The following is a 13,454-nucleotide window of genomic DNA, read 5'->3' as shown; positions in this document are numbered from 1 at the left end:
GGCCATTATCGTTGGGTCCAGCCAGGTCGGTGGACCGGCAGCCGCGGGGTCGGTGGCGGGAAGCAAGGGCCGTCAGAGGCCGGCTTTCTGCTTCGCATCGTCAAGTCCGCCAACGATAACGAAAATTGCGGAAAAGCCGCTTATGTCGAAGACTTCGCGAATATGGGACGACAAGCCGCACAAGATCAATTGGTTTCCAGCGGATTTTATCTTCTTTGCGGCGACAAGAAGCACCCTCAGGCCGGCGCTGCTGACGTACTCGACATTGGACAGATCGACGATGACCGCCGTCGGCCCACGGTCGAGCGCTTGCATCAGGCGCTCCTCGAAAGATTTTGAGGTGCTGCTGTCGATCCGGCCTTGCGGCTCCAATACGACGCCGGTGCCGAGCTGATGTTCGGTGATGTCCATAATTAGCTTACCTTGCGGGCCTGGTTGGGAGGAGGGCATGGTTGGCGGGTGTATGGGAAGTAAATCGGTGCCTCGTGGGAGTTCGTCTCGCCGCGATGGAAACCGGCGTGCTGTTCATGCCGAATCCTGCTGGTTGTTCAGTGATTTGCGCATCATCAACCGATTGTATCCGTTCGTCCGATTGTAATCGACCGAGTCCATGAAGTTCCTGACGAAGTGTATGCCGAGACCGCCGATTGCCCGGTCTTCGAGATCGGCGTCAATATCGGGTGGCGGCATCGACGTGGGGTCGAAAGCACATCCATCGTCTTCCAGTGCCACCGTCAGTTCGCCATCCTTCACCCCAAGTTCGACGACGATATCCCGGTCGCCCTTTGCGCCGCCGTCATAGCCATAGGAGATGACGTTGGTGACGAGTTCGTCCAGCGCGAGTGTGACGTGCAGGCAGGTTGCCATGGGCACGTCGTTTTCCTCCGCGAAGACCTCGATCGCGTCGGCCAGCTTTGGAATCTCGTCCAGCGAGTTCTTCAGGGTCAAGGTGAGCCCGTCGGTCATTGGCGCCACTCGGCAATCAGGATCATCAGCACCCTATAAGAGTGGCCGACAAATGTTTAAGAAAATTGGTTATGGAACGGCATTTTCCGGCATCGTCGATGCTGTGTCAGGCGGGGCTCAGGCAATCACGGGTGATTTCCTGGTACAAAGGTTTCATGTTTCCGCGATAGAGGTGTCGGCGGACGGCGACGTCGACTCTGGTGCGCCATTGCCCGCCATGGATGTCGAAGACTGACATGGCAGTATTGGGCAGCGTCTCGTAAATCGTGATCCGGTCGTCATAGTGACGCTCGACCACGATCACCGACCCGAACGCTTTGACCGCCTCCAGTTGCTCCGACAGGCAGGACGCAACTTCTTCGGCGGATTCGCGGCCGAAAAAACCGACGGCGTCGTCCTGCTCGCGCAATGCATCGACTGAGGGTCCGGTGCAGGCGCTGATCAGCGCCGCGATGCCGGCCATCATGGCGATGACGAAGGATGACTGGGACCTCAACTGCTCTCGCCGCCTCCGCCGGTGGAAATGTGCCGCAACGCCAGCCGGGATGATGCGTCGAGCCTCGCCGGGCGTGCAACGAAAAAGGGCCTGGCGAAGGCTCGATCCTGTGCCCAGGCCGTCAGGCCGGGGTCTATGGACGCCCGCCAGATAAAGAGTATGCTGTCGAAACGAATCTTCCGGAATTCACGTCGCCCGAGCCGATGCGCCCGGGCCGATGCGGTTTACGCAAGAACAACCCGAAGGTCGGAACGCCTGGTGTCGAACGAAACCGAAAAGACCGAAAATCCGGTTGCTGCCGGGAGCGTCGGCAGCGCTTCGGCGATACCGGCGGTATCGTTCATGACGCTGTTTCCGTCGATCATGGTGCCGATGTTCCTCGCCATGGTCGATCAGACGATCGTAGCGACAGCATTGCCGGCCATGGCGGCGTCACTGGGCAATGTCGAGCAGATCGCCTGGGTCGTCGTCGCGTATCTGATTTCGATGGCGATCGCCGCACCGGTGTACGGCCGGCTGGGAGATGCGTTCGGCCGCCGGCGGCTGATGATCGTGGCATTGATCGTTTCCATTGCGGGCAGCCTGCTTTGCGCGGTTTCTGTCTCGCTTGAAATGCTGATTGCCGCGCGCGTCCTGCAGGGGCTGGGCGGCGGCGGGCTGATGAGCCTGTCACAGGCGCTCATCGGACAATCCGTGCAGCCGCGGGAACGGGCCCAGTATCAGGGATACGTATCGGCGGTCGCCATGGTGGCAAGCACGCTCGGCCCCGTGCTGGGCGGCGTGCTGACCGAATTCCTGGGCTGGCGCTCGATCTTTCTGGTCAACATACCGCTGGGCCTGCTGGCCATCTTCCTGGTTATGAAACTGCCCGGCCGGCGCGGCCCCCGAGAGGCGTTTCGCTTCGATTGGGGAGGGCTCATCTTTTTTACCGGCTTCGTCTGGGCGCTGCTCGTACTCGTGGAGCAATCGCGCCGGCGTGAGGATATGGACCCCTATCTGATCGCTGCGCTGGCCGTGACGGTCGTCGTTACCCTGTTGCTGCTCTATTGGCGCGAGAAACGGGCGCTGAGCCCGCTGTTTCCGATCCCGATCATGCGCAACCCGACCATATGGCGCAGCGATTTGCTGGTGATCTGTCACGGCGGCATCATCGTCTCGCTCATCACCTTTCTGCCGCTGTATTTTCGCGTCGTCCGGGGCGCCTCGGCCGCCGAAACAGGACTCTATATGCTGCCGATGGTGTGGGCCATCGGCGTTGGGGCACTGATCACCGGCCAGATCGTATCCCGGACCGGCCGGCTGACGATCTTTCCATCGGTCGGGCTCTCGGTCTTCAGCGTCATGCTGGCGTTACTGGCGCTGATCGCCGGTTCTTTGACCACGCTGCAGTTCTCGATTTACATCGGGGCGGCTGCGCTCTTTCTCGGCACGGTCATGGGCGTCGTCCATGTTACCGTCACGACGGAGGTCGGGGGTAAGCTGCTGGGCACCGTATCGGCCACGGTCCAGTTGTCCCGCTCGCTCGGTGCCGCCTTCGGGACGGCGCTGGTCAGCGCGGTCCTGTTCGCCGTGGTGGCGATGACGGGGGCTGATATGGGCGGTCCCCTGCAGGCGATTCTGCAGGGCGATGCGGCAATCGTGGATCAGCTGAACGCGGGCGACATCGCCGCGATCCGGGCGGATGTCGCGACCGGCTTTTCGGCGGTTTACATGACCATAGCCGCGATGTCGGCCGTCGCCTGCGTGCTGGCCTGGACCATCCCCCGGCGAACGATCTGATGGCAGCACGAACGGCCCACACAGGCTGGACGGGATAGGGGAGCCTTGAATGGCGAACGGCAATATCGAACGGCGGCGCATTCTGTTTCTGAATGTCGGGCATGCCTACGATCACTGGTTCATGCTGATCTACGCCACAGCCGTCATCGCCATGGAACGCGAGTTCGATCTTGGATACGGCGGCCTGATGGCACTATCGACGCCGGGTTTCATCGCGTTTGGCCTGGGAGCGATTCCGGCGGGCTGGCTGGGCGATCGATGGAGCCGCGAAGGGATGATCACGGTCTTCTTCGTCGGCCTTGGGGCGGCCAGCGTCCTTGTCGGCCTGGCGCGCACGCCAGTGGAACTGGGGGTCGCTCTGACTCTTCTCGGCTGTTTTGCTGCAATTTATCACCCCGTGGGTATCGCCATGATCGCCGAAGGCGCGTCGGGCTCGTTGGGGCGGCGCATCGGCGTGAACGGCGTATGGGGCAATATGGGCGTTGCCGGCGCCGCAGTGGTGACGGGGCTGTTTGTCGACAGCTTCGGCTGGCGTAGCGCGTTCGTCCTTCCCGGCTTGCTGGCGGCAGCGACCGGCCTTGCGTTTCTCTGGACAGTGGGCGCCGGCCGGACGTCAACACCGACCGGCCCCGGTCCGCACCGGGATGGTGCCCGCATGCGCGACGGATGGCAGCGGGTGCTGGCGGTCGTCGCCGCCATCACGGTCGTAAGCGCAATCATCTTCAATGCCGTGACGATTGCCATGCCCAAGGTGCTGGAGGAGCGGCTGGTCGGCATAACGATTACGGCCACCGGTATCGGCTTTGCTGCCTCTGCTGTCTACGCCATTGCCGCCTTCACCCAGATCGCCGTCGGCCGCGCGCTGGACCGGTACGCCGTCCGCGGACTGCTGACCTTTCTGGCATTGGGGCAGGTCGTGGCGTTCGCCGCCGCCGCCTTCGCGATGAACTGGTCGCTGCTCGCAGCCGTCCTTGTCCTGATGATCATGGTGTTTGGTCAGGTGCCGGTGGGCTCGATCCTGATTGCCCGTTATACGCCCGACGTGATCAGGGCGCGGGTCTACGGCTTTCAGTACCTGCTCGTGTTCGGGGTCGGCGCCCTGGCGGTACCGCTGATCGCAATCCAGTACCAGTGGGGCGGCTTCGCGGGTCTGTTTCTCATCATGGCAGCCATGGCAGTGGTCATCGTCCTGATCGCGCAGATGCTGCCCGAAACGCGGCCGGCGGAATCGGTCTCCACCGGGCGGGCTTAGCCATGCGGCCGGCTTGCATGAGGCTCCGGTTGTGGGGAATACTCATATAGTGCAAAAGGAAAACAAGCTTGGGCCGGCGGCTCATCCTGTCGGCAGCATCATCAGTTCGAACCGCGGAAAGGCGCTCAGCGATGGCTTCTGTGCTATTGATCGATGATGACGCGCTGGTGCGCGCGACCGTGGCCATGCAACTTGAACTGGGCGGTCACACGGTGGCTGCCGTCGCCGATGGCGGCGCCGGGCTCAAGGCCTTCGACAGCGGCACTTATGATGCGGTGGTCACCGATATCATCATGCCGGGAATCGAGGGCGTGGAAACAATTCGCCGCTTGCGTCAGATGGATCCGGCCGTCGTCATCGTCGCCATGACCGGCGGCCCCATTTCGTCATTCCGCGAACAGCCCCGCACCGGATCGGAACCATTGCGTCGACAGCGTCCGGATTATCTGCGCATGGTCGCGCAACTTGGCGCGACGGAGACGATCAGAAAGCCGTTCACCGGTCCCGCCCTGCTCGCAAAGATCAGCGAAGCCCTGCTGGCGCGGGCAGGCGTCGCCCTTTCCGGCGGTGCTGTGGATAATACTTCATGACAGATCGTCCGACCGGCGGTCCGGTCGGTGGAAACAATGCTCCTCCGGTGCGGAAAGAAGGCGAGGATGATCGGCCGTTCCGGCGCCTTTTCATGCGCTATGCCGAGCCGATGTGGATCTATGACGTCGAAACGCTACGCTTTCTCGACGTCAATCCGGCAGCAGTGTCACGCTATGGCTATAGCCGGGAAGAATTCCTGGATATGACATTGTTGGATATTCGGTTGCCCGAAGACCACGAGGCGCTGTTGCGCAGCGTTGCGGGGGCCCCGGATCAGACGGAAAAGTCGGGGCTTTGGCGCCATTGCGGGCGCGACGGGCGGATACGGGTCGTCGAGATAACCTCTCATGCGATCACGGCAGAAGGCCGGGCAGCGCGCATCGTGCTGGTCACGGACGTGACGGAGCAGTATCTCGCCGACCCCGATTACCAGGAGACGGTTGGCCGCCGCCACGCCGACGATGCCCTGCGGCAGAGTTCGGCCCTGGCGTCGATCGCGGGGCAGGTGGCGCGGATCGGCGGCTGGGCGCACGACATCGAAACCGACACCATCGCCTGGTCTGGCGAGACCTGCCGGCTGCTCGGTTTTCCGCCAGCGTTGAGGCCGACCCGGGGTGATTGTCTGACCCTCTTGTCGCCCGAACAGCAGACGGTCTTTGACGAGGACCTGCGCCGTTGCGCCGCCCGGGGCGTCGCTTTCGACCGCGAACTGGACGTTGCAACCGCCACGGGTGGGGCACTTACGGTGCGTTGCATCGGGCAGGCGCGCTATGATGCCGACGGGTCGATCACGGCTGTTGAAGGCGCCGTTCAGGATATCACCGAGATCAAGGCCGGCGAGCGTGCGGTGCGCGAAAGCCGCGACCGGCTGCGCAATATCGCCCGGGCGACCGCCGACCTGGTCTGGGAATGGGACATCGTGAACCATTCGGTGTGGTGGAGCGATGGATCGTCGTCACTGCTGGGATACCGCCAGAACGAGATGCCGGCATCTGTCGATGGCTGGCGGTCGATGATTCATCCCGAAGATCTGTTCCGGGTGCAGGACGGCTTCCGCGAAACCGTTACACAGGGCCGCGAGCACTGGGGGGATGAATACAGGCTCCGCCGTAGCGACGGCAGTTATGCCTATGTAATGGATCGCGGCTTCGTCATGAAGGACACCGCTGGCACGGTCGTTCGGATCGTCGGCGGCATGACCGACCTGACGAGGCGCAAGGAAGCCGAACTGGCGCTGGCCCGTTCGAACCGTGCGCTCAGGATGCTGACGGTATGCAGCGAGGCCCTGATCCGGGCGGAGACCGAATCTGCCTTGTTGCAACGGGTCTGCGAGACCGCCGTGGAAGCTGGCGGCTATCGTACCGTGTGCGTGGCGTTCGCACGCGAGGATGCGGCCAGTTCGGTCGTGCCGGCGGTGATCGCCGGTGCCGATGCCGGATATCTGCGGCGGTTGTCGCTCAGCCATGCAGCCGGGACGCCGTCAGGGGACGGCCCGGTCGGACGCGCCATCCGCTTCGGCGAGGTGCAGGTCGTGAGCGATGTCACGACCGATTCCACGGTGCCGACGGCGGCGCTGGCGACCGCGCTCGGATTGCGCAGCGGCATCATTCTGCCACTGAGCGACGGTCAGCGGCCAATCGGCGTCCTGATCGTTATAAACGGTCAGGCGCAGGAATTCATAGCCGACGAGATACGGCTGTTGCGCACCCTCGCAGACAATCTGTCGTTCGGTATCGTCTCGCAACGCGCCCGGCTGGAGCGGGCGCGCATTCAGTCGGCCGTCGAGACCATGGCGGCCAGCGTATCGTCCAGTGCCGATCGCACCTTCTTCCAGAGGATGGCTGGCAGCCTTGCCGAGGCCTTGGGTGCGGCGAGCGGTTTCGTCGCGCGGCTTCTGCCGGGCGACGAGGGCATGGCGGAAGTGCTTGGCGCGATGATTGACGGGGCGCCGGCCGAGGCGTTCACGTATTCTGTCGTCGGCTCGCCTTGCGACGCGGTCACGGCTGACCATGTCACCCTGATCCGCAGTGGTGTTCTGTCGCGCTTTCCGGAAGCGGACCTGCTGCCGGTGTTCGGGGCCGATGGCTATGCCGGCTATCGGCTCGACAGCGCGGCGGGCCAGCCGCTGGGCATTCTTTTCGCGGTGTTCCGCGAGCCGATCGCTCAGCCGGATCTGGTGGCTTCGACCATGCGCATCTTCGCCGCCCGCGCGGCGGCGGAACTGGAGCGCCGGGAGGCCGATGCCCGAATTCGCGAACAGGCGTCGCTTCTGGACAAGGCGCAGGACGCCATCGTCGTCCGTGACCTTGACCGGGTTGTGACCTATTGGAACAAGGGGGCCGAGCGCCTGTACGGGATTGACAGGCAGGCGGCGCTCGGTCAGCCGTTCGACGGTCTCGTCGGCGGCGTCGAAGCGATGCTGGAGCAGTCGACGGCGGCCTTGCTGGCTGATGGAGAGTGGCGGGGCACCTTTGTGCTGGACGGCGGCCCGGGTGGGCACGACCGGGTGGTCGAAGGGCATGCCAGTCTGGTGCGGGACGGCGACGGCGAGCCTGAGTCCATTCTTCTTATAAGTACCGACGTCACCGATCGACACGCGATGGAGGAGCAACTCCGCCAGTCCCAGCGACTGGAAGCCGTGGGACAACTCACGGGGGGTGTGGCGCATGACTTCAACAATCTCCTTACCGTCATCCTCGGCAATATCGAGATTCTGGCAGATCGTGCGACGGAAGATGCGCGTCTCTGGCGGGTTGTCGACGCGACGCGGTCGGCGGCGGAACGCGGCGCTGCGTTGACGCAGCGGTTGCTGGCTTTCTCGCGGCGTCAGGCATTGGAGCCGGCGATCATCGACGTGAATGCGCTGCTTTCGGGCATGGAAACGCTGCTGGGCCGAACGCTCAGTGAAGATATCGCCATCGATTTCCGGTTTGCCAGGGACATCGGCCGCGCGCTGATCGACGAGGCACGGCTTGAGGCGGCGGTCCTCAACCTGTGCCTCAATGCGCGCGACGCCATGCCCGGCGGCGGGCATCTGATCATCGAAACGCGGGATGCGGAACTCGATGAAGCCTATGCCAGCCGTCATGGCGATATCGATGCCGGGCATTACGTTGCCGTCTCGGTGTCCGATACCGGTGTGGGCATTCCCGATGCGGTCCTTGAAAAAGTCTTCGATCCGTTCTTTACGACCAAGGAAGTCGGACGCGGAAGCGGGCTTGGGCTGAGCATGGTCTATGGCTTCGTCAAGCAGTCACGCGGCCATATCCGTGTTTATTCCGAGGTCGGGCAAGGCACCACCGTGACGCTGTATCTCCCGCGCGCGGACGATTGCGTGAGCGCCGAACCGGCGTCTGGGGTGGCGGCAGAAGAGAAACCCGGTGGCAGTGAGACCGTGCTGCTGGTCGAGGACGATGACCTGGTCCGCGACCACGTCCATATTCAGCTGGAATCGCTGGGCTACCGGGTGGTTGCGGCACCGAGCGGTCCGGCGGCGCTGGATATCCTGAATGGCGATGCACCGGTCGACCTGCTGTTTACCGATGTCGTCATGCCGGGCGGCATGAACGGTCCGGAGCTTGCCAAACGGGCGGCGGTGCTGCGTCCCGAACTGAAGGTCCTCTATACCTCGGGCTACACGGATACGGCGATGTCGTTGAATGGAAGCCTGGAGCCGGGCGTAGAGCTACTGCATAAACCCTACCGGCGCGCCGAGCTGGCGCGGCGGTTGCGCACGGCTCTCAGCCGGGCGCCGAACGGTGGCGCTACCGGCTGATGCCGCCAGGCTGCCTTCGGGCTCAACCGCGTTTCGGACGTGTCCGCCAGTATGCTGCCTCGTTGGCGCCGTCGCAGGTGCCCAGACCCGCTGCTGCCGTCTCGTCGTAGCAGGCGAGGGTTTGCGCCGTGATCGGCAGGTCGACGCCCATATCGCCTGCCTCGGCGAGCATGGTGCGGAGATCCTTGCGCATTGAATCAATATCGAAGGTGCCGGGCACCCGATCGCCACCGAGCGCCGAAGCGACGGCCGCGGCCCTGTTTTTGAGCACATTGGGGCCGCCGGAACTATCGGCAAATAGGTCGGCTGTCCTGTCCGGTGCGAGGCCGACATCGCGGCACAGCGAAAGCGCCTCGCCGAAGGCCTGCCAGAAGACGATCAGCGGCAGATTGATCGCCAGTTTGACGCTGGCGCCGTTGCCCACCGGCCCAACATGCTCGATCCGCCGGCACAGGGCTTCGAGCACCGGCTTGGCGCGGGCGATATCCGCCTCGTCGCCGCCGACGAAGCCCAGCAGCTTGCCTTGCCTGGCGGGGCCGGTCGTGCCGCCGACCGGACATTCCACGAAGATGCCGCCGGACGTTCGGACGTCGTTTGCCAGTGTCCGCTGAATGTCGGGCTGCACCGTGCTCATCTCGACAAAGACCGTGCCGCCGGCGGCACCGGCCAGAAGGCCGTCGGTGCCGCGATAGACGATATCCACGGCGCCGGCATTTGTCAGGCATGAGAGGACGATGTCGGCCTTCGCGGCCAGTTGGGCGGGCGTGTCCACGGCTTCGGCGCCAGCGTCGACCAACGGGTCGAGCTTGTCGCGCGTTCGGTTCCAAACGGCGACCTCATAGCCCTGGTCCATCAATCGCTGTGCCATCGCGGTGCCCATACGGCCGGCGCCGGCTATTCCGATTTTACTCATGACGTTTCTCCCTGGCTGTCTGCTCCGGCTGGTTGACCGGGCGGCGGTTAACGGAATTTATCATATAACTGGAGGCAAAACGGAAATTTATATATTTTTTTGACCTCCGGCGTATGGTCGTACATAATAGATTTGGCCTCAAATGAGTCCAGAAATGAAGAATCACGAAACTGGAGGATGCTCAGGATGAACAATTTGTACCGGCGGGTTACGCTGGGCGTGGCGGCTGTCGCTTTGATGGCGCCGGCCAGCTTCGGCGTTGCCAACGCGCAAGAAGACATTACGGTTGCGGTTCCGAACCCCTCAGCGCTGACATGGGCGCCCTTGTGGGTCGCCATCGGCGAGGGGTATTTCGAAGAAGAAGGCCTCGAAATTTCCGTCGAAGCCGTCGACGGTTCAGCTGCCACGCTTCAGTCAATGGCGGCGGGACAAGCCCAGATCGGCGCGCCGGGACCGGGTCCGGTTCTTGCTGCCAAGTCGCGCGGCGAGCCGTTCGTCTTCATTTACAATCTGTACCCCAAGAGCCTGTTTGGTCTGGTGGTAACGGAAGAGTCCGACTATCAGCAGCCTGCGGACCTGATCGGCGAAACCATCGGCGTCGGGACGGCCGATGGCGCGGAAGTCGCCTTCGTCCGGACGATTCTGGACGATGCCGGTATGGAGGAAGGCGATGACTTCGAATTCCTGCCCGTTGGCGACGGCGGCATGGCAACGGCAGCATTTACTCGCGCTGACATCGAGGCTTATGCGGCTGCAGTGAGTGACGCGGCTATTCTCAATGCCCGCGGGATGAGCGTCCGCGAGATCACGCCGGAAGAATATCTGGCGTATTTCGGCAACGGGTTCGCCACGACCGAAGACTATCTGGACTCTAATCCGGACGTTATCGAAGGGTTCGGCCGGGCATTGGCGCGTGGCACAGAGTTCATGCTGGACGACGCCAACCGCGAGACGGTGCTCGACCACACCACGGCCGGCAATCCACAGGAAGGTGAGGATCGTGAATTCGCTGGTGCTCTGCTCGATGCCGTTAGCGAACGCATGACGCCCACCGACGCCTATGCAGATGAGGGTTGGGGTTATATGCCTCCGGAGCATTGGGAACTGTGGCAGGACAGCCAGGTCGCGGCGGGGGCACTTGATGCACCGCTGGACGATCTGCAATCCGTCTACACCAACGACTATGTCGAGGTATGGAACGAGGGCCTTGCAGAATGAGTGACGCCGTAATGGCGCCTGCGGCGGCCGACCTTACGGGTCGGCCGCTTTACACCCTCAATGGCGTCAGCAAAACATTCCATGAGCGCGACGTTCAGGCGCTCGAGACCGTCGATCTGACGCTGGTCGAGGGTAGCTTCTCGTCGGTCATCGGTCCCAGCGGTTGCGGTAAATCGACGTTGCTGAAGATCATGGCGGGTCTGATGCCACCGTCGAAGGGGCGTGTCGTGCTGGCCGGCAAGCCGGTTGTCGGACCGCGGCGGGATATCGGCATGATGTTCCAGCAGGCAACGTTGTTTCCGTGGCTGACGACGGTGGAGAACATCCTTCTGCCGATCGAGATCCGCGACGGCAAGCGGGCGGCTCGCGACAAGCAGGATGACGCCCGCGCCTTGCTGGACCTGGTCGGGCTGAGCGGTTTCGAACAGGTTTATCCGGGCGAACTGTCCGGCGGCATGGCCCAGCGCGCGGCGATCTGCCGGATGCTGATCACCGAACCGGAAGTGCTGCTGCTCGATGAACCGTTCAGTGCGCTGGATGAACTGGCCCGCGATTTTATGAATATGGAATTGCAGCGCATCTGCATGGAACGAGCCGCCACCGCGTTTCTGGTGACGCACTCGATCCAGGAGGCGGTTATACTTTCCGACGTCGTTTACGTCATGTCGCCGCGACCCGGGCGGTTCGTCGAGGCCGTCACCGTCGATTTGCCGCGTCCGCGTACGCTGGAGATGATGTCCGAACAGGTTTTCGGTGACACGGTGAAGCACATTCGCAGCCGTCTCGACAAGGGAGCCTTCATATGACACAGGCCGAGTCGACAGCCAGACAGGCCGAGGAGCCCAAGGACACGGTCTGGTCCGAACATATCTCCGTGATGGACCGTATCCCGCGCTGGGTGGCGATGCTCGGGCTGTTCGTCGTCTTCGTGGCGATCTGGCAATTCGTCATCGCCATCGGCATCGTATCGCCGATCATACTGCCATCACCGGCGGCGACTCTGGACGAACTGATTTTCGTCGGCAGGAACCTGATAACCGGCGACTACATGCTGGTGGCCTTCTGGGTCACCACCCAGGAAGTGCTGGTCGGGTTCGCGATCGCCTTCGTCATCGGATTTTCACTGGGCGTGCTGGTCGGCGAGACCAAGTTCGGTGAAAAATCCGTCATGCCTTATCTGGTGGCGATCGACACCATGCCCAAGATCGCGTTCGCGCCGCTGTTCGTTGCGTGGCTCGGTTTCGGGATTGCATCGAAGGTGGCGCTGGCGGCATTCATGGCCACATTCCCCATCGTCGTCGCCACGGCGGCCGGATTGCATGCGGCCGATCAGAATTCGAAGATGTTGTTCAAGACCATGGGGGCCAGCCGCTGGCAGACGCTCGTCAAGATGAAGCTGCCAATGGGTTTGCCCCATCTGTTCACGGGGTTGAAGATCGCGTCCGTGGCGGTTATGGCCGGTGCGATTACGGCGGAATTCCTGGGCGGCGGCAACGGCTTCGGCGAGCTGATCCGGGTCGGGGCGTCAATGCTCAACACCCCGCGGGTGTTCGCATTGATCATCTATCTCAGCCTCCTTGGTTTTGCGGTGTTCTGGTGTATCTCATGGCTGCAACGTCGGCTGGTCTTCTGGCACAAGGGAACGATTGATGAGGGGGCCCTCCAGAAGAAGGGGGCATGAAGCGCCCGACCGGGCGATATCGAGCCGCCGGGATTGACCGGTAGCCGGCTTCCACTGTATGCGGGAAAATGGATCAATCTGTAGATAAGGCTACGGCGGCGACCACCGTCTACGAGAAGCTGCGCCACGATATTCTGGCCGGCGATCTGAAGCCAGGCGAGAAACTGGGGATCGAGGCGATTTCCTCCCGTTACGCGACCGGCCTGAATCCGGTTCGGGAGGCCCTCAATCGGCTTTCGTCTGAAGGACTGGTCGATCGAAAGGAGCGGCGAGGGTTCTTTGTCCCGCCGCTCAGCATCGAAAATCTGCGCGAACTCGTGAAGACGCGGTGCTGGCTGGAAGGCAAGGCACTTCAGGAATCGATCGAGCATCGAACGTCGGTATGGGAAGAGCGGATCGTTCTGTCATTCCATCGTTTGTCCCGGACACCGTGGAGCCTGCCCGAGAAAGGGTCGATTACGACCAATCCCGAGTGGGAGCGGTATCACTACGCCTTTCATCTTGCCCTTATCTCGGGGTGCGGGTCGGAACGGCTGATCGAATTCTGCAAGGAAATGATGGATCAGGCGGTGCGATATCGAAACATCTCGGTTTCCCAGACATATCCGCACCGCAACACGATCGAAGAGCATCGCGAGATCATGGACGCAGCGCTGGACGGCGATATCGACAGCGCGACGGAAAGATTGAGAGCCCATTATCGCCGGACGCTGAAGGCGCTTGAAGACCAGATCTGATTGAGTCCGGCGATCATTCGGGCCGATTTCTGTCTTGCACACACTG

12 protein-coding genes are annotated in these 13,454 nt (G+C 62.6%); 8 read left to right on the top strand and 4 right to left on the bottom strand.

What is annotated here, in order from left to right:
- Positions 1-72 precede the first annotated feature (72 nt).
- The 3 genes from ABZ728_RS16895 to ABZ728_RS16885 all read right to left on the bottom strand — a co-directional run bounded on the left by ABZ728_RS16895 (position 73) and on the right by ABZ728_RS16885 (position 1,462).
- The gene (locus ABZ728_RS16895) at positions 73-450 is read right to left on the bottom strand and encodes an STAS domain-containing protein (protein ID WP_366657409.1); all 378 of its coding nucleotides are present in this window, start codon (positions 448-450) and stop codon (positions 73-75) included.
- A gap of 75 nt (positions 451-525) precedes the next feature.
- Complete coding sequence (locus ABZ728_RS16890) at positions 526-966, bottom strand: ATP-binding protein (RefSeq protein ID WP_366657408.1); 441 nt, start codon at positions 964-966, stop codon at positions 526-528.
- A 106-nt stretch (positions 967-1,072) separates the two neighbouring features.
- A complete protein-coding gene (locus ABZ728_RS16885; protein ID WP_366657407.1) occupies positions 1,073-1,462 on the bottom strand; it encodes a hypothetical protein in 390 nt (129 codons plus the stop codon).
- Between the two features lie 258 nt (positions 1,463-1,720).
- Between ABZ728_RS16885 and ABZ728_RS16880 the strand changes: the two genes are divergently transcribed.
- From ABZ728_RS16880 to ABZ728_RS16865, 4 genes are all read left to right on the top strand, one after another.
- Positions 1,721-3,241 (top strand): MFS transporter, encoded by a 1,521-nt coding sequence (locus tag ABZ728_RS16880; protein WP_366657406.1) that lies wholly within the window; start codon positions 1,721-1,723, stop codon positions 3,239-3,241.
- Positions 3,242-3,290: 49 nt separating this feature from the next.
- Positions 3,291-4,493: an MFS transporter gene (locus tag ABZ728_RS16875; RefSeq protein ID WP_366657405.1), complete on the top strand. Its 1,203-nt coding sequence runs from the start codon at positions 3,291-3,293 to the stop codon at positions 4,491-4,493.
- 131 nt (positions 4,494-4,624) lie between these two features.
- Positions 4,625-5,083 (top strand): response regulator, encoded by a 459-nt coding sequence (locus ABZ728_RS16870; protein ID WP_366657404.1) that lies wholly within the window; start codon positions 4,625-4,627, stop codon positions 5,081-5,083.
- On the top strand, positions 5,080-8,859 hold the full coding sequence (locus ABZ728_RS16865) for a PAS domain S-box protein (protein ID WP_366657403.1): 3,780 nt from the start codon (positions 5,080-5,082) through the stop codon (positions 8,857-8,859). Before ABZ728_RS16870 ends, ABZ728_RS16865 begins: the two co-directional genes overlap by 4 nt.
- A gap of 22 nt (positions 8,860-8,881) precedes the next feature.
- Here the strand turns inward: ABZ728_RS16865 and ABZ728_RS16860 are convergent, their stop codons facing one another.
- Positions 8,882-9,772 carry an NAD(P)-dependent oxidoreductase gene (locus ABZ728_RS16860; protein WP_366657402.1) on the bottom strand — a complete coding sequence of 297 codons (891 nt, stop codon included), beginning with the start codon at positions 9,770-9,772 and terminating at the stop codon, positions 8,882-8,884.
- Between the two features lie 186 nt (positions 9,773-9,958).
- On the opposite strand from ABZ728_RS16860, the gene ABZ728_RS16855 reads away from it, so the two are divergent.
- From ABZ728_RS16855 to ABZ728_RS16840, 4 genes are all read left to right on the top strand, one after another.
- Positions 9,959-10,990, top strand: a complete 1,032-nt coding sequence (locus tag ABZ728_RS16855) for an ABC transporter substrate-binding protein (protein ID WP_366657401.1) — start codon at positions 9,959-9,961, stop codon at positions 10,988-10,990.
- Positions 10,987-11,796, top strand: coding sequence for an ABC transporter ATP-binding protein (locus ABZ728_RS16850; RefSeq protein WP_366657400.1), 810 nt, complete (start codon positions 10,987-10,989; stop codon positions 11,794-11,796). Before ABZ728_RS16855 ends, ABZ728_RS16850 begins: the two co-directional genes overlap by 4 nt.
- A complete protein-coding gene (locus ABZ728_RS16845; protein ID WP_366657399.1) occupies positions 11,793-12,671 on the top strand; it encodes an ABC transporter permease in 879 nt (292 codons plus the stop codon). The genes ABZ728_RS16850 and ABZ728_RS16845 overlap by 4 nt, the downstream gene beginning before the upstream one ends.
- A 68-nt stretch (positions 12,672-12,739) precedes the next feature.
- Positions 12,740-13,408: a GntR family transcriptional regulator gene (locus ABZ728_RS16840; RefSeq protein ID WP_366657398.1), complete on the top strand. Its 669-nt coding sequence runs from the start codon at positions 12,740-12,742 to the stop codon at positions 13,406-13,408.
- Positions 13,409-13,454 lie beyond the last annotated feature (46 nt).

The sequence above is a fragment of the Fodinicurvata sp. EGI_FJ10296 genome (genome assembly GCF_040712075.1).
Classification (GTDB): Bacteria; Pseudomonadota; Alphaproteobacteria; order DSM-16000; family Inquilinaceae; genus JBFCVL01.
Note: the sequence above shows the minus strand (reverse complement) of the source record. Positions and strands in the feature narration are given on the sequence as shown.

Coding starts and splice junctions, on each gene's coding strand:
- ABZ728_RS16875 (WP_366657405.1), top strand. CDS start 3,291: ATGGCGAACGGCAATATCGAACGGCGGCGCATTCTGTTTCTGAATGTC.
- ABZ728_RS16845 (WP_366657399.1), top strand. CDS start 11,793: ATGACACAGGCCGAGTCGACAGCCAGACAGGCCGAGGAGCCCAAGGAC.
- ABZ728_RS16870 (WP_366657404.1), top strand. CDS start 4,625: ATGGCTTCTGTGCTATTGATCGATGATGACGCGCTGGTGCGCGCGACC.
- ABZ728_RS16840 (WP_366657398.1), top strand. CDS start 12,740: ATGGATCAATCTGTAGATAAGGCTACGGCGGCGACCACCGTCTACGAG.
- ABZ728_RS16865 (WP_366657403.1), top strand. CDS start 5,080: ATGACAGATCGTCCGACCGGCGGTCCGGTCGGTGGAAACAATGCTCCT.
- ABZ728_RS16860 (WP_366657402.1), bottom strand. CDS start 9,772: ATGAGTAAAATCGGAATAGCCGGCGCCGGCCGTATGGGCACCGCGATG.
- ABZ728_RS16855 (WP_366657401.1), top strand. CDS start 9,959: ATGAACAATTTGTACCGGCGGGTTACGCTGGGCGTGGCGGCTGTCGCT.
- ABZ728_RS16850 (WP_366657400.1), top strand. CDS start 10,987: ATGAGTGACGCCGTAATGGCGCCTGCGGCGGCCGACCTTACGGGTCGG.
- ABZ728_RS16890 (WP_366657408.1), bottom strand. CDS start 966: ATGACCGACGGGCTCACCTTGACCCTGAAGAACTCGCTGGACGAGATT.
- ABZ728_RS16895 (WP_366657409.1), bottom strand. CDS start 450: ATGCCCTCCTCCCAACCAGGCCCGCAAGGTAAGCTAATTATGGACATC.